This is a genomic window from Micromonospora sp. NPDC049900 (assembly GCF_044461025.1).
Lineage (GTDB): Bacteria > Actinomycetota > Actinomycetes > Mycobacteriales > Micromonosporaceae > Micromonospora.
Map to the genome: position 1 here is coordinate 1 of NZ_JBITKM010000006.1, position 19,944 is coordinate 19,944.

Here is a 19,944-nt window from a genome sequence, read left to right on the forward strand (position 1 = left end):
TGTGTATATATTGCTCACGCACCGCCGCTCCCCGCCCCGGGGGGGCGGCTGTAGCCCCTCCGCCCCGCTGGGGCAGGGCGGGGCCGCCCCCCCAACCGCGGGGGGCGGCCGGGGCCCCGGCCCCGCCACAGTCGTGTGGTGCCGTCAGCGACGGCATCGTCGTCTCAGGCCGCCTCGCGCCAGGCCCCGTGTAGCCGTGGCCCGGCCGCCCGGGCCGCGCTCAGGCTGGCCCAGGCGGCGAGTTCCAGCAGACGGCGGTCGGCCGGGTCGGACCGCCGGTAGCCCGCCACCATCGAGTCGGTGACCCGGTACGAGCAGAGTGCGATGGTCAGGGCGAGCCGACCGGCCGGCCGGTCCCGTACCGGGAGCCGGTCCACCGCCACGTCGACCTCCGGCAGACCGGCCGGCCGTCGCCCGGCGAGCAACTCGGGCAGCAGCCGACGGACGGAGGCGGGCACCGCCGACTCGGCGGCGTCGTCGACGGCCGCGTAGGCCCGGGTGAAGGCCGTGTGCAGGGCCGTGCCCGGCTGAGCCCAGGCCAGGTCGGACGGCGGCGACGCCGGTGGCAGCAGGTGGAGCTGCTGTCCCGGGACGCCGCCGCGACGAGCCAGCCGGCCCATCGTGACCGCGGCCGACCAGCGGACCGCACCGGCGGCCGGTGACGGCACGGCCGGCAACGGCGACGGCGCGAGGAAGACGTTCACCATCCGGTTGAGGTAGTGGAACAGCACCGCCACGCCGACCAGGTGAGCCAGCTCGGCGGCGTCCAGCCGGGCAGCGGTCGCCGGTGGGCCGACGCCGTCGTGCCGGAAGAAGGTCACGAGGTCCCGCAGCCTCGGTTCGGTCATCTCACCGAGCCGGTCGTCGGCGACCACGGTGGCGTCCGGCCCCCGAAGCAGCCCCCGCAGCGCGCTCACGTGCACCTGGACGCAGTACGGACAGCGATTGGCCAGAGAGACCGCCGCCGCCACCGCCTCCCTGGTGCCCCGGTCGGCCGGACCGTCGACGAGCAGGGCCTCACGCAGCATCAACCAGCAGGCAGCCAGCACCGGTGGTGCGGCGGCGTGCAGGGTCACCGGCGGGGCGAACAGCCCGAACTCGCGGGCGAGCTGGCGATAGACGTGGCGCACCAGCGGGGACGCCCCCCGGGCCGCGACAGGGCGCAGATGTGTGATGTGGCGTTGGGTGATCCGGCTGGTCAGCCGAGCGAACAGGATTCCCATGATGTCTCCCGTGGCAGCCGTACCGCACTCACGCGGCCAGCGGCGGCGGTACCGCCGGTGTGCGGACGCCGTCGGGACCGGGCGCACCGTACACCACGGCGACGCCCCGCTGCCGGGCTGCGCTCACCACCCCGGGTACGGCGCGCTCGGCCAACGCGGCGATGGTCAGAGCGGGATTGACGGTCAACGCACCAGGCACCGCCGAGCCGTCGGTGACGAAGACGCCGGGATGACCGCGTAACTCGTGGCGGTCGTCCAGAGCAGAGGTCTCCGGATCGTCGCCCATCCGGCAGGACGACAGCGGATGCACGGTGTAGGCGCCCACCAGGTCGTTGGTCCATGGCCTGACCCGGGCCAGACCGTCGCGTTCCAGGATCTCCCGCACCTCGGCGTCGGACTCGGCCCAGCCACGCAGCGTGTTCTCGGTCGGGTCGTACCGCAGTGAACCTCGGCCGAGCATCTGCTGGGTCATCCGCTCGGCGTTGCCTCGTTGCGGTGGCGCGCCGAACACCCCCTCGTTGTCGTCCTCGCTCATGGTGAAGACGGTCAGCCAGGAACGCCACCGGCGCAGCATCTCCTTCTTCTCCCGGCCGAACCAGCTCGGGCCGGTGGCACCGGGCACCTGGGCCAGGACGGTGCCCAGCCCGGGTGGGAAGTACAACTGCTCCAGGGAGAACCGGCGGTACTCGGGCAGTGAGTCGTCGAGCCGGTCCCAGGTGGCCACACACGGGCCCCGGCCGATCTGGTACGCCTCGTACGCCGTGCCGTCGCCCCGGTCGAGCCCGAGCAGGTCGCGAGCCCGCTCCTCGTCCACCACGGCGGTGTTCAGACGTTCGCCGTTGCCGGAGAAGTAGCGACCCACCGCCGCCGGCATGGCGCCCAGCGCTGCCGCCGACCGTTGCAGGATGACCGGAGTCGCCCCGGCACCGGCCGCCAACACCACGATCTTCGCCTCGATGACACCCGAACCCTGGGTGAGGCGGTAGTCGCCGTCGTCGACGATGTCGTAGTGGACCCGGTAGGCGCCGGTCGGAGTCCGTGTCAGCCGCTGCACCTCGTGCAGCGGCCGGATCCGCGCACCGTGGGCGAGCGCGGCAGGCAGATAGTTGAGCAGCAGTGACCGTTTGGCGTCGAACCGGCACCCGGCCATCATCCAGTTGCAGTTGGTGCAGCGCGGCTTGTCGATCGCCGAGGGAACGGGATTGGCGGTGCGCCCGGCACGAGCGCAGGCCGCGGCGAAGAGGCCACCGGCGAAGGGCACGTCGTCCCAGGACTGCTCGGTCACCGGCAACGCGTCGCTGACGACGTCGTACCACGGGTCCAACGTGTCCCGACTGATCGCGGTCGGCCACATCCGACGCCCGAGACCGCCGGTGCGGTCGAAGACGAACCGGGGGGCACGCGGCATGGTGGCGAAGTAGACGACGCTGCCGCCGCCGACGCAGTTGCCGGCGAGCACGCTCATCCCGTCGCCGACGGTGAAGTCGAAGATCCGGGTGTACGACGAGCCGAGGAGGAAGTCGTGCTGGAACTCCTCGCTGGCGAGCCACGGGCCCCGCTCCAGCACCACCACCCGCGCGCCACCGGCGGCGAGGTGGTACGCCGGGATCGCGCCGCCGAAGCCGCTGCCGACGATCACGACGTCGGTCTGCTCGATGCTGGTCATGCCGGACTTCCCGTCGCCGTGGTGTGCGGGTGGACGCAGGCCAGCCGCCGCTGGTAGGAGAAGTGCGGAAAACGCCAGAACCCGTCCGGATCCGGTCTGCGCAGACCGAGCAGCGACAGCCCGGGATGCCCCTGTTCCAGCGCCTCGCCGGTGGGCAGGTGTGGGGCACTGTCGAAGGCCATCGTGCAGAACAGGGCGACGCCGAACCACACCTCCCGCTCCGGATGTGCCGGGTCGGTCAGTTCCTGCACCAGAGCGGTGCGGGCGTCGAAGTCCAGGGCGACGAACGGCGGCACGGCCGGGTCCAGGGCGAACCGCCCGACCCGTGCATGCTGCTGCGCGTGCATGTTGAGCAGACCGGCCATCCCGTCCAGCGCCTCGGTGAGCCCCAGGGCGGGATGCGCGAGGACCGCCAGCGCTCCCGCCTGCACCGCGCCCGGATCGTCCTCGACACCGGCGATCGCCCGGTCGTCGGGTGAGCGCTTGACACCCGGGACGATCGTGTCGGCGAACGCCTCCAGCGTCACCGTCGTCGCCGGATCGGCCGGCGTGGTCGCGGCCATCACCGGTCCCGCCGGGGGCAGTCCGGCGCCTCTGCCGTCCGCACCGAGGCGAACTGTCCCGGGCGGCGGCCCGGCCCCGCCGGCCCACGATAGGCCTGGGCGATGTCCAGCCAGTGCTCGGCGTCCGCGCCGGACGCCCGCAGGTCCAGGTCGTCACGGTGCCGTCGCCGGGTGACCAGCAGACACAGGTCGACGGCGGAACCCTGGACGAGTTCGGCGCCCTGCGGCCCGAGTGCCCAGAACTCGCCGGAGGGCGCGGTCAGTTCGTACCGGAAGCCTTCACCCGGAGGCGTCAGGCCCCGGCTGTGGTAGCCGAAGTCCCAGGTGCGGACGGCGAAGTCGACGACGTGCCGGATCCGGTCGGTGCGCTCGGGCACCCGGCCCAGCGCATCGGCGACGTCCTGACCGTGCGCGAACAGTTCCATCATCCCGGCGGCGGCCAGAACCGGGGCGGGCAGCGGACGCACGAGCCAGGGCACGACGTGCCCGGCCGGCACCCCGGCGAGCGCCTCCACCGCGAAGGTCCACTCCTCGCGCCAGCGCCCCCGCAGCGCCGCCGTGCCGCCGTCGAGGTAGCGCGACAACGCGGCGGCCACGTTGGCGTCGAAGTCGTCGCTGAGCCGTGCCGTGAGCGCACGGAACGCCTCGGCGTCGGAGGCGGCCACCGCCGCCATCCGGAAGACCGCGCTGAGATGCGCGACCTGGTGTCGGATCTCCCAGCCGGGCGCCGGGGTCGGCCGAGCCCAGTCGTCGGGGCCCAGGGTGTCCAGCAGCTCGTCGAACTCCACACAGTCGTCCGCCAGGTCGGCGAACACGTTTGACTTGTCCATCTTGGCCCTTCGCTGGTCGACGTGGCCCCGTGCATCCCGCCGGCCCCGTGGTCACGCTGACGTACGGCCGGAGGCGTCGGGGGAGTGCGCGAGGTTCAGCCTGCCCACGGCGCGGTACGTCGTCCTCTCCCGCTGTGCGCACCTGCCCGGCGACGAGGTCGTCTCGCCCACCGGCCGCCGGACTCCTCGTGGCCTGCTCGTACGCGGGCACTGGGCACGGCGGAAGAAGATTCACCCGCAGCGGTGGCCCACGATGGAACGGCCGTCGATAGCTGACGGTCACCGGTCGACCTCGGTAGGAGAGCGGGAGCCATGCCCACCATCGTCGGTTCGCTACGTCGTCACCTCCTGGCTCCATCGTGGCGGGAGGTGAGCTTCGCCGCGCGGGGCTTCCCCGCCGCCGCGTCCGCGACGACGCGAGCACTGGAGGCGATCCCGCGGGCGGTCGTGTGTGGATTCGAGAGCGGCATCGACTCGGGTGACCTGCACGAGATCGAGCAGCGGCTCGCGCTGGTCGACCCCCACCTACGGGGCTTCGCCTACGAGGGCGCCACGATGGCGTTCACCGTCCGCGACGCGATGTCGATGTTCCGCAGCCGTCGTACCCGCGACCTGCTCCTCGGGCCGGGACGACCACACGTGTTCCTCAACTACATCGGCATCGGGTTCGCCATGGCGCGGCTGCCCCGGGCGACCTGGCGGCGGATCCTGCCGGACCTCTCCGGCCTGCCGTACCACCCGACGATGAGTTGGCTCGCCGTCGACGGATACGGCTTCGACCTGGCCTACTTCGACGTCGACCGGTGGGTGGGCAGGGGCGAACGCCCCCGGCCGTATCCGTGGGCCGGAGCCCCGGACTACTTCCTGCGCGCCGTGGACCAGGGCGTCGGCCGTGCGCTCTGGTTCGTCCACGGCGCTCGGCCCGACGACGTGGCGACCTCGATCGGACGCTTCGCCGTCGCACGCCGGGCCGACCTCTGGGCCGGCGCCGGCCTGGCGGCCGTCTTCGCCGGCGGCTGCGACCCGGCCGGGCTGGCGACACTGCGCCGGCAGGCCGGTGGGTACCGGCCGCACCTGGCGCAGGGTGCGGTCTTCGCGGCCCGGGCCCGGACGTTCTCCGGTGCGGTGCCGCCGCACACCGGGCAGACCGTCGCGGCGCTGACCGGCCTGTCGGTCGACGCCGCGTCGGCACTGGCCGACGAGGTCGCGGTCGACGGTCTCTCGGCCGAGCGTGCCGAACCGCCGTACGAGGTGTGGCGCCAGCGGGTCCGCTCGCGCCTGGCCACCGACGGGGCCGTCGCACCGGAGTCCTGACCATCCCGGCGGGTCGACGGCCCGCCGCCATCCACGTCGCGCAGGCGGACCGAGGGCATACCCGGTCCGTCCGGTCGACGCTGACCACACGAGGGGTAACTGTGGCTTTCATCGGTTCGCTGCGCCGAGCCGTCCTGACGCCGGACCCAGCCGAGACGCAGATGAGCGTGCGCGGCTTCCACACGCGGTCCGAACCGGCACGCGACCTGCTCGAAACGATCGGTCGGACCTTCCTCGAAGGGTACGGCGACGCGGCCGAGGCCCGCCGGGTCGCCGAGGTCGGGCCCGCGCTGGAACGGGTGCCGACCCGGTTCCGTGGCTTCGCCTACGAGGGCGCGGCGATGGCCCTGGCCGTCCGCGACGGCCTGCCGTTCGGTGGCGGGCTGGTGCGTCAGTTCCTCGCCGGCGCCGGCAGCCCGCACGTCTACATGGCCTACGTCGGCATCGGCTGGGCGATGGCCCGCCTGCCCCGGATGCGGTGGTCCCGGCTGTACGCACCGGACCCGTTGCTGCGTTGGCTCGTGCTCGACGGGTACGGCTTCCACCAGGCGTACTTCCACACCCACAAGTACGTGATCGAGCAGTACCGGCACGACCGGTTCCCGTGGCCGGTCGACGACGACTCCGGGTACGCCACCCGGGTCATCGACCAGGGGATCGGACGTGCCCTCTGGTTCGTCGGTGGCACCGACGTGGTCCAGATCAGCCGGCTCATCGAAGGGTTCGCCGAACACCGCCGGGCCGACCTGTACAGCGGCGTCGGGTTGGCCGCCACCTACGCCGGCGGTGCCGACGGGGCCGAACTACGCGAGTTGTGGCGGCGTGCCGCCACGTACCGTCCGCACCTCGCCCAGGGCGCGGCGTTCGCTGCGGCGGCCCGAGTCCGCGCCGGGCTCGTGGTGCCGCACGTGGAGTTGGCCACCCGGCTGTTCTGCGGCCTCTCACCGGCCGGCGCGGCGGCCGTCACCGACCGGGTCCGGCCGGGCCTGTCGCTGCCCGGCGAACCACCGACGTACGAGATCTGGCGGAACTGGATTCGGGACACCTTCGTCGTCGGCCAGCGCGATCACGTCGCGGACAGCCGCTAGCACTGCGGTCGCGGCCGCGACCAGATCGGAGACACCGCCACCATGACAAGGATCGCCATCGTCGGAATGGCCTGCCGGTACCCGGACGCGTCCTCGCCGACCGAGTTGTGGGAGAACGGCCTCGCCGGCCGGCGCGCCTTCCGCCGGCTCCCCGACGGTCGGATGCGTCTGGACGACTACTGGTCGGCCGACCCGGCCACGCCGGACCGCTTCTATGCCCGCAACGCCGCCGTGTTGCAGGACTGGGAGTTCGACCGGGTCGCCTTCAAGGTGGCCGGCAGCACCTACCGGTCCACCGACCTGACCCACTGGTTGGCGCTGGAGGTCGCCGCCGCCGCGCTGGCCGACGCCGGTTTCCCCATGGGCGCGGGACTGCCCGCCGAGCGGACCGGTGTCGTGGTCGGCAACAGCCTGACCGGCGAGTTCAGCCGCGCCAACCAGCTACGACTGCGCTGGCCGTTCGTGCGCCGGGTCCTCGCCCCGGTCCTGTCCGAGCTGCCCTGGACGGAGGATCGGGTCCGGGACTTCCTCGACCGTGTCGAGGCCGACTACAAGCGCCCCTTCCCGCCCGTCGACGAGGACACGCTCGCCGGCGCCCTGTCGAACACCATCGCCGGCCGCATCTGCAACCACTTCGACCTGCGCGGCGGCGGCTACACGGTGGACGGCGCCTGCTCGTCGTCGCTGCTCTCGGTGACCACGGCATGCCGATCCCTGGTCGACGGAGACGTGGACGTCATGGTGGCCGGTGGGGTGGACCTGTCCATCGACCCGCTCGAGACCATCGGATTCGCCCGAACGGGTGCCCTCGCCACCGGTGAGATGCGGGTGTACGACCGTGGCGCCAACGGGTTCTGGCCCGGCGAGGGCTGCGGCATGGTCGTGTTGATGCGCGAGCCGGACGCGCGGCGCGCCGGGCACCGGATCTACGCCACGGTGGCCGGGTGGGGCATCTCCTCCGACGGTCGTGGCGGCATCACCCGGCCGGAGATCGGCGGTTACCGGCTGGCGTTGCGACGGGCGTACGCACGGGCCGGGTTCGGGCTGGAGACGGTGGCGCTCTTCGAGGGGCACGGCACCGGTACCCAGGTCGGCGACGACACCGAACTGTCCGCGCTGTCCCAGGCCCGCCGGGCGGCCGACCCCACCGCGCCGCCCGCGGTGATCAGCTCGATCAAGGCGATGATCGGGCACACCAAGGCCGCAGCCGGAGTCGCCGGCCTGATCAAGGCGGTCCTGGCGGTGCACCACCAGGTGCTGCCCCCGGCGCTCGGCTGTCCCGAGCCCCATGAACTGCTCACCGGCACCACACGCGCCCTGCGGGTGCTGCGAGCCGCCGAGCCCTGGCCGGCCGGCGCCCCGCTGCGGGCCGGCGTCACGGCCATGGGCTTCGGCGGCATCAACACCCACGTCGTGGTGGAGAACTCCCGGGCCCGTCGGCCGGGTGGGCTCGATCCGCGCGCCGCCACGCTGGCCGTCGGAGCCCAGGACGCCGAACTGCTGGTACTCGACGGGGTCTCCTGGGCGGCGTTGCGGGACCGCGCGGAGCACCTCGCCGCGTTCGCCGGTGCCGCCACGTACGCCCAGTTGACCGACCTCGCCGTGACGTTGCGACACGAGCTGCGCGACCTGCCCTACCGGGCCGCGGTCGTGGTGGTCGACCCCGAGGACGCCGAACGCCGGCTCCGCCAGGTGGTGGACGCGCTCGACCGGGGCCAGGAGTCGCCGCCGTTCGACGAGGGCCGGGTGTTCCTGGGCCGGGTCGCCGGCCGGGGCCGCATCGGCTATCTCTTTCCCGGCCAGGGTTCCGGTCGGCGTAGCGCCGGTGGCGCGCTGCGGCGGAGGTTCCCGGTGGTGGACTCGATCTACCGGCAGGCGGCGCAGCCGGGTGACGCCGATCCCGTCGCCACCGAGAACGCCCAACCGCGCATCGTCACCGGCTCGCTCGCCGGCCTGTCCGCGCTGACGCTGCTCGGCATCGAGGCCACTCTGGCCGTCGGGCACAGCCTCGGCGAGCTGACCGCACTGCACTGGGCCGGTGTGATGGACGAGGCCGAGCTGCTGCGGATAGCCACCGTGCGGGGGGCGGCCATGGCACGGCACAGCGCGCCGGGATCCATGGCGGGCATCGCCGCCCCACCGACCATCGTCGACCGTCTCGTCGACGGGCTGCCGGTGGTGCTCAGCGGGTACAACGGCCCCACGCAGACGGTCGTCTCCGGCGAGGTCGCCGCAGTGCGTGAGGTCTGTCGCCGGGCGACCGCCGACGGCATCGCCGCCACCCCCCTCGCCGTCTCCCACGCCTTCCACTCGCCACTGGTCGCGCCGGCCGCCGACGTGTTCGCCGCCGCGCTGCACGGTGCCGGCCTCGGCCCGGTCGGCCGGCGGGTCGTCTCCACCGTCACCGGCGAGCCGCTGATGGCGGGCGCCGACGTGCCGTCGTTGCTCCGCCGACAGATCACCGAGCCGGTGCGGTTCAGTCAGGCCGTCACGGTGGCCGCCGACGAGGTCGATCTCTTCGTGGAGGTGGGGCCCGGACGGGTGCTGTCCCGCCTCGCGGCCGAGACCGGCGCCATCCCCTCGGTGTCACTCGACACCGATGACGAGTCACTGGTGAGCCTGCTGCGGGTGGTCGGGGCGGCGTACGTCGCCGGTACGGCCGGGATGTCCGCCGCGCTCTTCGACGATCGACTGGCCCGCCCGATCGACGTCACCGCGCCCGCGGCGGTGCTGACCAGCCCGTGCGAGGTGGTGCCCGTGGCGACCGTGGCAGGGGGCGAGGGCGACGCGCTCGGTCCGGTCGGCCCTGCGCAGACCGCGACGCCGCCGGAGCCGGTCGACCGATCCGGGCCGGCTGCACTCGATCTGCTTCGGCAACTGGCCGCGAGTCGCGCGGAACTCCCCCTCGAGATGGTGGGCGCGGAGAGTCGGCTCCTGGACGACCTGCACCTGAGCTCGATCACCGTCGGCCGTCTCGTCAACGAGGTGGCCGAGCGGATGGGCCTGGGGGCGGTGACCATGCCGCTGAACTTCGCGGCGGCCTCGGTGCGGGAACTCGCGACCGCACTGGAGGAACTACAGGCGACCGGGGGAACCGCCGCCACCGTGTCCGCCCCGCCGATCCTCGGCGCGGAGAGCTGGGCACGGGCCTGGGCGGTCGTCCTGGATCCGAGTCCGCTGCCGGGCCCGGTCGTCCCGCCCGAGTCGGGTGGCTGGCGACTGCACGCCCCGGCGGACCATCCCTTCGCCGCAGCCCTCCTGGACCGACTCGTGGCGGGGCGTACCGGATCCGGTGTCCTGGTCTGCCTGCCGCCGGACTGTACGGAGACCGACCTGGACCGGGCGCTGCACGGTGCCCAGGAGGCGATGACCGATGCCGGCGTCGACCGGTTCGTGCTCGTCCAGCACGATCGCGGCGCTGCGGGCCTGGCGAAGACCCTGCGCATGGAACATCCCCGGTTACGGGTGACGGTCGTTCATGTCCCGGCCACCGCCGACGCGGTCGACCACGTCGTCGGCGAGGTGCGGGCGACCGAACGGTACGTCGAGGCGTACTACGACCCCGACGGGACACGGCGGGTACCGACGTTACGGGCCATGCCCCTGCAACCGGAGCGGACCACGGCGCCCCTCGACGAGTCGGACGTCCTGCTGGTCACCGGGGGCGGCAAGGGCATCACGGCCGAGTGCGCGTTCGCCCTGGCCGTGGAGACCGGTGCCCGTCTCGCCCTGCTCGGCAGATCGGACCCGGCGACGGACTCGGAGCTGGCGGCGAACCTGGAGCGGCTGGCCCATCACGGCGTCGCCGCCCACTACGTACGGGCCGACGTCACCCAACCGGCACAGGTGAGTGCCGCCGTCGCCGAGGCCGTCCGGACGTTCGGTCCGGTCACCGCGGTGCTGCACGGCGCCGGCACCAATGAACCGGCGGCGCTGGGCAACCTCGACGCGGCGGCGCTGCGACGCGCCTTCGCCGCCAAGGTGGGCGGGCTACGAACGGTGCTGGACGCCGTCGGCCCCGGCCACCTGCGCCTGCTGGTCACCCTCGGCAGCATCATCGGCCGAGCCGGTCTGCGCGGTGAGGCCCACTACGCGACCGCCAACGAGTGGTTGGCCGACCTGACCCGGTCGTACGGGCAGCGGCACCCGAACTGTCGATCGGTCTGCCTGGAGTGGTCGGTGTGGTCCGGGGTGGGGATGGGCGAGCGCCTCTCCGTCGTGGACACGCTGGCGCGCGAGGGCGTCACACCGATCACCCCCACCCAGGGCGTCGAACTGCTGCGCCGGCTGGTGAGCGACCCGCAGGTGCCGCCGGTGGTGGTGATCAGCGGACGCACCTCCGGCATCGACACCGTGCGCTACGAGCAGGTGGAACTGCCGTTGCTGCGGTTCCTGGAACGGCCGCTGGTGCACTACCCCCGGGTCGAGCTGGTGACCGAGGCGGAACTGAGCATCGGCAGCGACCTCTACCTGCCGGACCATCACCTCGACGGTGACCTGTTGTTCCCGGCGGTACTCGGCATGGAGGCGATGGCCCAGGTCGCGTACGCCCTGACCGGGCGGCCCTCGACGCCGCTGGTGGAGGACGCGCAGTTCCTCCGCCCGATCGTCGTGACGCAGGACGGAGCGACCCGCATCCGTGTCGCGGCGGTCGCCACCGCGCCCGGAGTGGTGCAGGTGGCCGTCCACAGCAGCGAGACGCGGTTCGGGGCCGAACACTTCCGGGCCCGCCTGCGGTACGAGGAACTCGCCGTGCCCGACGGCCCGCCCCGGCCGGTGCCGGCGGACGTGCCGGAGGTGCCCCTGCGTCCGGCGACGGAACTCTACGGCGACCTCCTGTTCCAGGGCCACCGGTTCCAGCGCGTGGCGCGGTACCACCACGTCGCGGCCCGCGAGGTCGACGCCGACCTGCTGCCCGCCGAACACGACTGGTTCGCCGCCTTCCATCCCCCCGCCCTGCTGCTGGGCGACCCCGGCATCCGGGACGCGATGATGCACGGCATCCAGGTGTGCGTACCGCACGCCACCCTCCTGCCGACCGGTGTCGCGCGAGTCTGGGTGTCGCCGGGCGTCAGCGGACCGGGACCCTACCGGTACCAGGCGGTCGAGCGGTCCCGCGACGGCGACACCTACGTCTATGACGTGGTGCTGCGTACCGCCGACGGTGTGGCGGTCGAACGGTGGGAGGGGCTGAGCCTACGGGCGGTACGCCAGGGTGACGGGCGCGGCCCGTGGCTCGCGCCGCTGCTCGGGCCGTTCCTGCAACGGGTGGTCGGTGAACTGACCGGCGCCGAGATCGCGGTGGGGGTCGAACCCGACGACGCGGGGTCGGGGGACACCGGCGACCGGATCGCGATCCGCCGGTCCCGGTCGGCCCGGGCGTTGGCCCGCGCCGTCGGGCGGAGACGGCCGGTGCGGTACCGCGCCGACGGTCGGCCGGAGATCGACGGCGGTAGAGAGGTCTCCTTCGCGCACGGCGCAGGTGTGACGGTGTGCACGGTGGCGGGCCAGACGACGGCCTGCGACGTGGAGGCGGTGGTGCCCCGTACGCCGGTGGAGTGGCGTGGGCTGCTCGGCGCGCACGCGGAGCTGCTGCCGCTGTTGACCGGTCCGGACGGCGGCGATGACCGGGACGTGGCGGCCACGCGTGTCTGGGTGGCCATGGAATGTCTACAGAAGGCGGGCGAACCGCTGGTGGGAACGCTGACGGTCCGTCCTGCTGCGCGGCCCGGTTGGGTCGTGCTCAGCGCGGGGGCGATCACCGTGGCGACGTTCGTGACGGCGCTGCGGGACGTGTCCGAGCCGGTGGTGTTCGGCCTATTGACCCGGGAGGGCTGATGTCCCGCTACTTCGAGTACCGGCACGTGGTCGGGTTCGAGGAGACCAACCTCGTCGGCAACGTGTACTACGTGCATTACCTGCGATGGCAGGGCCGATGTCGGGAGTTGTTCCTGCGCGAGCGCGCCCCCGAGGTGCTCGACGACCTGCGGGTGGATCTCAAGCTGTTCACCCTGCGGGTGGACTGCGAGTTCTTCGCCGAACTGGCCGCCCTGGACGAGGTCTGCGTCCGGATGCGACTGGTCGAGCTGGCGCAGACCCAGGTGGAGTTCGGGTTCGACTACCTGCGTCTCGCCGGCTCCGACGGCGAGCGGCTGGTGGCGCGGGGGGCGCAGCGGGTGGCCTGTATGCGAGGTCCGAACAACCGCACCGCACCCACCCGGGTGCCGGAGGCACTGGCCCAGGCGCTGGCACCGTACGTCCGGGCGGAGGCATCGTGACGGGCCGCCCGGACGGCTCCCTTCCCACCGGTCGTGAGCTGCGGCGGGTGCTGGGCAGCTTCGCCACCGGTGTGACCGTGCTGACGGTGGGCGGTATGCACCCGCACGGGATGACGGTGAACTCCTTCACGTCGGTCTCCCTGGACCCGCCGCTGGTGCTCGTCTGCGTCGGTCGGTCCACGGTGACGCACACCCTGCTGGAGGACGCCTCGGGCTTCGGCCTCTCGGTGTTGGCGGCCGGTCATGCCGGCATCGCGCGGTTCTTCGCCGATCCCCGGCGTCCGGTGGGTCCCGGCGAGTTCGCGGGGATCCCGACCGTGCCGGGGGCGCGCAGCGGAGTACCGCTGATCGCCGACGCCCTGGCGTGGTTCGAGTGCGAGCCGTGGCGGCACTACGACGGCGGCGACCACACGATCGTGGTGGGCCGGCTGCGTACCGCCGTCCGGCGCGCGACCACCGGCGCTCTGCTGTTCCACGACGGGGTGTTGGGCACGACGGACCACGAGCGGAGGACACGGGCATGACGGCACGGGAACGACGGCCGGCGGCACCGCCGGGACCACCTCGGCGAGCGGCACTGCGGATGCTGGCGGTGATGACCCGCGATCGACTGGGGATGATCAGCGATTCGGTGCAGCGGTACGGCGACGCGGTGCGGATACCGGTGGGCCACAAGAGCCTGCACGTGTTCAACCATCCGGACCACGCGCAGCACGTACTGGCCGACAACGCGGGCAACTACCAGAAGGGCATCGGCCTGGTGCACGCCCGGCGGGCGCTCGGCGACGGCCTGCTGACCAGCGAGGGCGAGCTGTGGCGCAAGCAGCGCAAGGTGATCCAGCCGGTGTTCCATCCGCGTCGGCTGGCCCACCACGCCGGTCTCATCGCGGCCGAGGCGCAGAGACTTGTTCACCGGCTTCGGCAGTGCGTGGGCGGGGTCCCGGTGGACGTGGTCACCGAGTTCACCGGTCTCACCCTGGGCGTGCTGGGCCGTACCCTGCTCGATGCCGACCTCAGTCCGTTCGGGACCGTCGGCGAGGAGTTCGCTGCGGTCCAGGACCAGGCCATGTTCGAACTGGCCACGTTGGGAATGGTGCCCGCCTGGTTGCCGTTGCCCCGCCAGATGCGCTTCCGGCGGGCCCGCCGCGAGTTGCAACGGGTGGTGGACCAGTTGGTGGCGGCCCGGGCCGAGTCCACCGACGGTCGGGACGACGTGCTCTCACGCCTCATCGTGTCCACGCGTGCCGAGACCGATCCCCGGGTGGCCCGCGGTCGGCTCCGCGACGAACTGGTCACGCTGTTGTTGGCCGGTCACGAGACCACCGCCAGCACCCTCGGTTGGACGCTGTACCGCGTCGATCGGGAACCGGCGGTGCGGCACCGGTTGCGGGAGGAGGCACAGACGGTGCTGGGCGGGCGGTTACCCGGTTACGAGGATCTGCATCGGTTGCGCTACACCACGATGGTGGTCAAGGAGGCGATGCGGTTGCACCCGCCGGTCTGGCTGCTGCCCCGGATCGCCACGGGCGCCGACGTGGTGGGCGGGTATGCGGTGCCGGCCGGGGCCGACGTGGTCGTCCTGCCGTACACCCTGCACCGGCACCGGGAGTTCTGGACACGGCCGGAGCGGTTCGACCCGGAGCGGTTCGACCCGGCCAGGGCGCCGGACCGTCCCCGGTACGCCTACATCCCCTTCGGTGCAGGTCCGCGCATCTGCGTCGGCAGCAACCTCGGTCTGATGGAGGCGGTGTTCGTGCTGGCGATGATCGCTCGGGAGTTCCGGCTGTCGACGGCACCCGGACACCAGGTCGTCGCGGAGCCGATGCTGTCGTTGAGGATCCGCGGCGGGTTGCCGATGCTGGTGCGTGCGGTGGACGCGGTCGACTGACGACGGTCGCCCTCCTGCCCGCGTCGGAACCTGAGTACCGTCTCGGGAGGCAGGTCGAGCAGGGAGAGCAGGGCCGGCGGGTCGAGGTCACGGTGCGGACGGACGAGCACCGTCGTGCCCGACAGGTGACCACCGTCGGTGACCCGGAGCGGTCCGTACCGGGCCACCCCGGCGTGGTCGGTCGGATGCTCGCCGTCGGGCGGGCACGGGCCTCTTCCCAGCGAGTGCGCGACGAGGTACCAGTCGCCGGCGCTGACCTCGGTGAGTCGGTAGGGTCCCGGGCGGCTCAGGATGGCCCAGCTCACCGGGGGGCCCTCGGCGATGGCGTCCGGGAAGAGCCCGATGAAGATCGGTCTGGTGAAGCGCGGGCAGAAGGTGCTGACCTCCCCGCTGACCACGGCGCTGCCCGGCGGCGACCCGCCCTGTCCGATCGGTGGCAGGGGATCGAGGAACCGCCGTCGGTACGCCATGGGTGACACTCCGACGCTGCGATGAAATCGCGTGCTGAAGGTTCCGAGGCTCGTGTACCCGACGGTGGTGCTGATGCTCGCCACGGTCATCGACGTGCTGGCGAGCAGCCGCTTGGCCTCCTGAATGCGGATCGCGGCCAGAAACCGGCCGGGCGAAATTCCCGTCATTCTGCGGAACAGGCGCGAGAAATGGAATCTGCTGAACATCGCCGCGCTGGCTATCTCGTCGATTGTCAGCGGCTCTCCCAGTCTCTCACGCATGGTCCACAACGCGCGTCGGACGGCTATTTCGTCCACCAGCATCAGATCACCCGGGGAGCCGGTCGAATGTCTGTCTGGAGCGTGCGTGGTCGTTCGCCGCCCCTAATCGTAAGTGCATGGTGTATTCTTTCGGGTTTTCTATATTTATTGGCGTCTTGTGGAACTTAGATGCTATCGCTCGCCATTCGAATGGGCAACTGCCGATTTTCTGCGGTTGTGGCGGTGCGCTCGAATGCGTTACGGCGAGTAACAGATAGTGGCACTAAATGCAGTTTCCGGAGAGGTGCTGCCAAAAGCGTCGCAAGTGGACGCTCGCATGGCCTCTGGAGTGCGGGGACCTGGCCGCACCCGTGCGGTCGGAGTGTTGTCTCTTAACCACGCTCCGTGATCGGGGTGTCGGTGCGCGGGTTTGGAGTCCCGGCGGGACGGGAGCCGCAATCGGCATGACATAGCGGGCGAAAGAGCAAATTAACCGGGAATCCGACAAATGCTGTGGACGTGGCTCAGTGCGGCCGTCGCCCAGACCGGCGGTACGTGAACGAGCGGAACCGCCGCGGTTAATCGGCGAATCCTACCCGAGGGCGAGCCTGCCATCGACCGGCCACGACATGCCACCGCTCACCGGCAGCCGCGGTGGGCGGATCGCGGACGCGGATGCGGATGCGGTCATTCGGAAACGTGTCGAGGCCCGTCACGCCCGGACTGGTCGCCACCGCAACGTGCGAGAAGAACTGCATCACGCGCGTCGGCCATGATGTTGGTGGTTCGGGGCCACTCCGATGATGCGGTTGTCGTCACCAGGTCGACACATTCGTGGCCACGTCGTATTCGCGGGGGAACGGAAACCTCGACGGATCCTTCGGGCCCTGTGGCAGCTCTCGTCACCGGTCGGCGGCTACGCATAACGGCGGACGCTCAGGAGAGGTGAGGCGGATCGACCGTCGAATGCCCCGGGCCGACACATTCCAGCGCGGCACGCGACGTTGTCGTGACGACGCTGCCTACCTTCGAGGGGGAGCTGTTGGTATCGCACCCGGTCGGCGTTCTACGCCGGCTCATTCCCGTACTCACGGTCATCGTCCTGGTGATCGCCACCTACCTCGTGGCGCGGCTGCCACTGGCATCGCCGACCGAACGCGCGCGCCTGGCGGAGCGGTTCGACTTCACCGAACTACCGATCATCCTGCCGGACGGGCTGCCGGAGCGCAGCGTCCGGACGGTCAACCCCGAGTACCAGCACATCCGGTCCTGGGTGTCGTCGGTCGGCGCCGCGGTCGCCATCAACGACCTCGACGGCGGCGGCGTGCCCAACGACATGTGCCTGGTGGACACCCGCAGTGACAGCGTGATCATCACTCCGGCACCGGGCAGCGCAAACGTGTACCAGCCGTTCGTCCTGACCCCGGACCCGCTGCCCACCCACCGTGCGATGGCGCCGATGGGCTGCGTGCCCGGGGACTTCAACGAGGACGGCTGGACCGACCTGCTCGTCTACTACTGGGGCCGCACCCCGGTGCTCTTCATGAACCGTGGCGGCCGGGCACCACTCGTCGCGGAGCGTTTCCGGCCGACCGAGCTGGTGCCCACCCGGGACCGTGGTGACGGGGTGTACGACGGCAAGCTCTGGAACACCAACGCCGTGGCCATCGCGGACTTCGACGGTGACGGACACGCCGACATCGGCGTGTTCAACTACTTCCCCGACTCCCAGGTGCTCGATCCGGACGGGCGTGCCGGGATGCAGATGAACCACTCGATGTCCCGGGCCCGCAACGCCGGCGGTGCGCACATCCTGCGCCGAACCGCGGCCCAGGGCGGCGACGAGCCCTCGGTCACCTACACCGAACAGGCCGCGATCGCACCGGCGGTGGCCAGCGGATGGACCCTCGGTGCGGCCTCGGCCGACCTGGACGGCGACCTGCTGCCGGAGCTGTACCTCGCCAACGACTTCGGCAACGACCGCCTGTTCCACAACCGTTCGGAGCCCGGCAGGATCCGCTTCGAGCTGGTCGAGGGCAAGCGGGACGCGTTCACGCCGAAGTCACTGGTCCTCGGTCACGACTCGTTCAAGGGTATGTCGATCGAGTTCGGCGACCTGCACGGCAGCGGGCGTTTCGACGCCTTCGTCAGCAACATCACCACGTCCTGGGGGCTCGAGGAGAGCACCTTCGTCTGGCGCAACATCGCGTCGAGCCCGGAGTCGGCCGGCGAGATGCTGCGTGCCGGACGAGCGCCGTACGTCAACGAGGCGGCCGAGCGCAATCTCGCCTGGTCGGGCTGGGGCTGGGACACCAAGATGGCGGACTTCGACAACGACGGCGAGGTCGAGATCGTGCAGACCAACGGCTTCATCCGGGGCACCCTGAACCGGTGGGCCTGGCTACAGGAGCTGGCCATGGCCAACGACCTCATGTTGCGCAACCCCCAGATGTGGCCGAACTCGCGGCCGGGCGACGACATCGCCGGCTCCCAGCCGATCGCCTTCTGGACGCCGGAGGGCAACGGGCGCTACGCCGATCTGGCCCGGGAACTCGGCATGACCGACGACACGCCGAGTCGTGGTGTCGCGGTCGCCGATGTCGACGGCAACGGCAGTCAGGACTTCGCCGTGGCTCGTCAGTGGGGCCGGCCGAGCTTCTACCGCAACACCGCCGACAGTCTCGGTGACTTCCTGGGCCTGCGGCTGTACCGGCCCGCCAGCTCACCGGACGCGATCGGTACGCCGGCCTACAACGCCCAGGTGCGGGTCCGTACGCCGGACGGACGTGTCCGGCTGGCCCAGCTCGACGGCGGCGGCGGCCACTCCGGCAAGCGCAGCTTCGACGTGGTGTTCGGGCTCGGTGAGATCGGCGACCAGCCCGTCTCGGTCGAACTCGCCTGGCGCGACCTCGACGGTGTGCGGCACACCCGGACGCAGCAGATGACCCGCGGTTGGCACAGCCTGATGCTGACCGACCAGGTCAGGGAGGTGAAGGCGTCATGAGCGCCCCGTCCATCCACCGCACCGACCGATCAGCCGTTCCCGCGCGCGTCGGTGGCGACCCTCCACCGGTGCCGAAGGAGACCGGGTCGGCGGCGAAGGACCCCCGCTACCTCGCGTTGCGGAACTTCGCCATCTCGATGACCGTGTTCAACATCCTCGGCTACACGGTCCTCGGCTTCGAGCAGCCCTGGGCGTGGCCGATCTTCGCGTTGCTGATCGGCTATGCGGCGGAGATCGGGATCGAGCTGATCACGGCTGCCGCGTACCGTCGTTCGCCGGAATTCGCCGGGCGTGGCGCCCGAGGCATGTTCGAGTTCCTGCTGCCGACCCACATCACCGCTCTCGCCGTGAACATGTTGTTGTACGCCAACGACCGGTTCTGGCCGATCGCGTTCGCGGTGGTCGTGGCCATCGGCCAGAAGGCCGTGCTCCGGGCGCCGGTCAACGGGCGGATGCGGCACTTCATGAATCCGTCCAACCTCGGCATCACCGTTGCCCTGCTGATGTTCCCCTGGGTCAACGTCGCGCCGCCGTACCATTTCACCGAACACGTTCCGGACGTGATCAGCATCGTCGTGCCACTGGTCATCATCACCTCCGGCACCGTCCTGAACGCGATGCTGACCAAGAAGGTCCCACTCATCCTGGGCTGGGTCGGCGGCTTCGTGATCCAGGCGCTGGTCCGGCACTGGACGCTGGACGTGGCGTTGTGGGGGGCGTTGGTGCCGATGACCGGAGTGGCGTTCGTCCTGTTCACCAATTACATGATCACGGACCCGGGGACCACGCCGACCAGGGGTTGGAACCAGTTCGCGTTCGGATCCGGGGTGGCCGCCGTCTACGGAATCCTGATCGCCCTCAACGTCGTGTACACGACGTTCTTCGCACTGACCTTCGTCTGTCTCGTGCGGGGACTCATGTGGTGGGTCGCCTGGCTGCGCCGACCGCAGGAGGGCGGGCCGGTCGACGCGGGTCGCCCGCCGGAGCCGTCACGTAGGTGAGGGGAGGCCGGCCGGGGCGACGGATGCCGTCCCGGCCGGACCCGGGCACGTGCTGACCCCGCAGCTCGGCGCGGCGAGGAGTACGCGGCGGCCGACGGTGGCGATCGACGTTCGTGTGCTGTCTAATGGGATGTTCGTCTCCGTGCACGTCCCGCGCGCCGATGGTCACCGTACGTGGATATCCCGTACGCGTGCAGCGTCCGGAGGGCACCCCACTCCGCCCGCACGGTGCGTCACATCCCGTGCGCGTCAGGCCGACCAGCCGCGCATCCTGTTAACAGGTCCGTCACGAGCCGCAGTGGGCTTAACATCAGCGACCCCTCGGAAACGTGGCCTGCTCCATGACGCGTTGTGACGGTAGCGGGTCGTTTCCCTTTCT

At 71.4% G+C, this 19,944-nt stretch carries 13 protein-coding genes and 1 pseudogene; 9 read left to right on the top strand and 5 right to left on the bottom strand.

What is annotated here, in order from left to right:
- Positions 1-164: 164 nt before the first annotated feature.
- From ACIBMZ_RS15610 to ACIBMZ_RS15625, 4 genes are read right to left on the bottom strand one after another with little or no spacing between them, the layout of a single operon-like run.
- Positions 165-1,223, bottom strand: coding sequence for a carboxymuconolactone decarboxylase family protein (locus ACIBMZ_RS15610; RefSeq protein ID WP_396694186.1), 1,059 nt, complete (start codon positions 1,221-1,223; stop codon positions 165-167).
- Between the two features lie 28 nt (positions 1,224-1,251).
- Positions 1,252-2,889, bottom strand: a complete 1,638-nt coding sequence (locus ACIBMZ_RS15615; protein WP_396694188.1) for a GMC family oxidoreductase N-terminal domain-containing protein — start codon at positions 2,887-2,889, stop codon at positions 1,252-1,254.
- Positions 2,886-3,452, bottom strand: a complete 567-nt coding sequence (locus ACIBMZ_RS15620) for a DUF5987 family protein (protein WP_396694190.1) — start codon at positions 3,450-3,452, stop codon at positions 2,886-2,888. Before ACIBMZ_RS15620 ends, ACIBMZ_RS15615 begins: the two co-directional genes overlap by 4 nt.
- Positions 3,452-4,282, bottom strand: a complete 831-nt coding sequence (locus tag ACIBMZ_RS15625) for a TIGR03084 family metal-binding protein (RefSeq protein ID WP_396694192.1) — start codon at positions 4,280-4,282, stop codon at positions 3,452-3,454. Before ACIBMZ_RS15625 ends, ACIBMZ_RS15620 begins: the two co-directional genes overlap by 1 nt.
- Before the next feature lie 312 nt (positions 4,283-4,594).
- Between ACIBMZ_RS15625 and ACIBMZ_RS15630 the strand changes: the two genes are divergently transcribed.
- The 7 genes from ACIBMZ_RS15630 (at position 4,595) to ACIBMZ_RS15660 (ending at position 15,345) form a co-directional block, all read left to right on the top strand.
- Positions 4,595-5,596 (top strand): DUF1702 family protein, encoded by a 1,002-nt coding sequence (locus ACIBMZ_RS15630; protein WP_396694194.1) that lies wholly within the window; start codon positions 4,595-4,597, stop codon positions 5,594-5,596.
- 101 nt (positions 5,597-5,697) lie between these two features.
- Positions 5,698-6,684 (top strand): DUF1702 family protein, encoded by a 987-nt coding sequence (locus tag ACIBMZ_RS15635; RefSeq protein ID WP_396694196.1) that lies wholly within the window; start codon positions 5,698-5,700, stop codon positions 6,682-6,684.
- 42 nt (positions 6,685-6,726) lie between these two features.
- Complete coding sequence (locus tag ACIBMZ_RS15640) at positions 6,727-12,522, top strand: type I polyketide synthase (RefSeq protein ID WP_396694198.1); 5,796 nt, start codon at positions 6,727-6,729, stop codon at positions 12,520-12,522.
- Positions 12,522-12,962, top strand: coding sequence for an acyl-CoA thioesterase (locus ACIBMZ_RS15645; RefSeq protein ID WP_396694200.1), 441 nt, complete (start codon positions 12,522-12,524; stop codon positions 12,960-12,962). Before ACIBMZ_RS15640 ends, ACIBMZ_RS15645 begins: the two co-directional genes overlap by 1 nt.
- Entirely contained in the window at positions 12,959-13,486 is a 528-nt protein-coding gene (locus ACIBMZ_RS15650; RefSeq protein WP_396694202.1) for a flavin reductase family protein, read from the top strand. The genes ACIBMZ_RS15645 and ACIBMZ_RS15650 overlap by 4 nt, the downstream gene beginning before the upstream one ends.
- Positions 13,483-14,850: a cytochrome P450 gene (locus ACIBMZ_RS15655; protein ID WP_396694204.1), complete on the top strand. Its 1,368-nt coding sequence runs from the start codon at positions 13,483-13,485 to the stop codon at positions 14,848-14,850. Before ACIBMZ_RS15650 ends, ACIBMZ_RS15655 begins: the two co-directional genes overlap by 4 nt.
- 342 nt (positions 14,851-15,192) lie before the next feature.
- The gene (locus tag ACIBMZ_RS15660) at positions 15,193-15,345 is read left to right on the top strand and encodes a hypothetical protein (protein ID WP_396694812.1); all 153 of its coding nucleotides are present in this window, start codon (positions 15,193-15,195) and stop codon (positions 15,343-15,345) included.
- A gap of 14 nt (positions 15,346-15,359) precedes the next feature.
- Here ACIBMZ_RS15660 and ACIBMZ_RS15665 read toward each other — a convergent pair.
- Positions 15,360-15,623, bottom strand: a pseudogene (locus tag ACIBMZ_RS15665) (helix-turn-helix domain-containing protein); the annotation flags it as partial.
- 979 nt (positions 15,624-16,602) lie between these two features.
- On the opposite strand from ACIBMZ_RS15665, the gene ACIBMZ_RS15670 reads away from it, so the two are divergent.
- Together ACIBMZ_RS15670 and ACIBMZ_RS15675 are read left to right on the top strand one after the other, a co-directional pair.
- Positions 16,603-18,564, top strand: coding sequence for a CRTAC1 family protein (locus tag ACIBMZ_RS15670; RefSeq protein WP_396694791.1), 1,962 nt, complete (start codon positions 16,603-16,605; stop codon positions 18,562-18,564).
- Positions 18,561-19,565, top strand: coding sequence for an enediyne biosynthesis protein (locus tag ACIBMZ_RS15675; protein WP_396694206.1), 1,005 nt, complete (start codon positions 18,561-18,563; stop codon positions 19,563-19,565). Before ACIBMZ_RS15670 ends, ACIBMZ_RS15675 begins: the two co-directional genes overlap by 4 nt.
- The last annotated feature ends 379 nt before the right edge of the window (positions 19,566-19,944 follow it).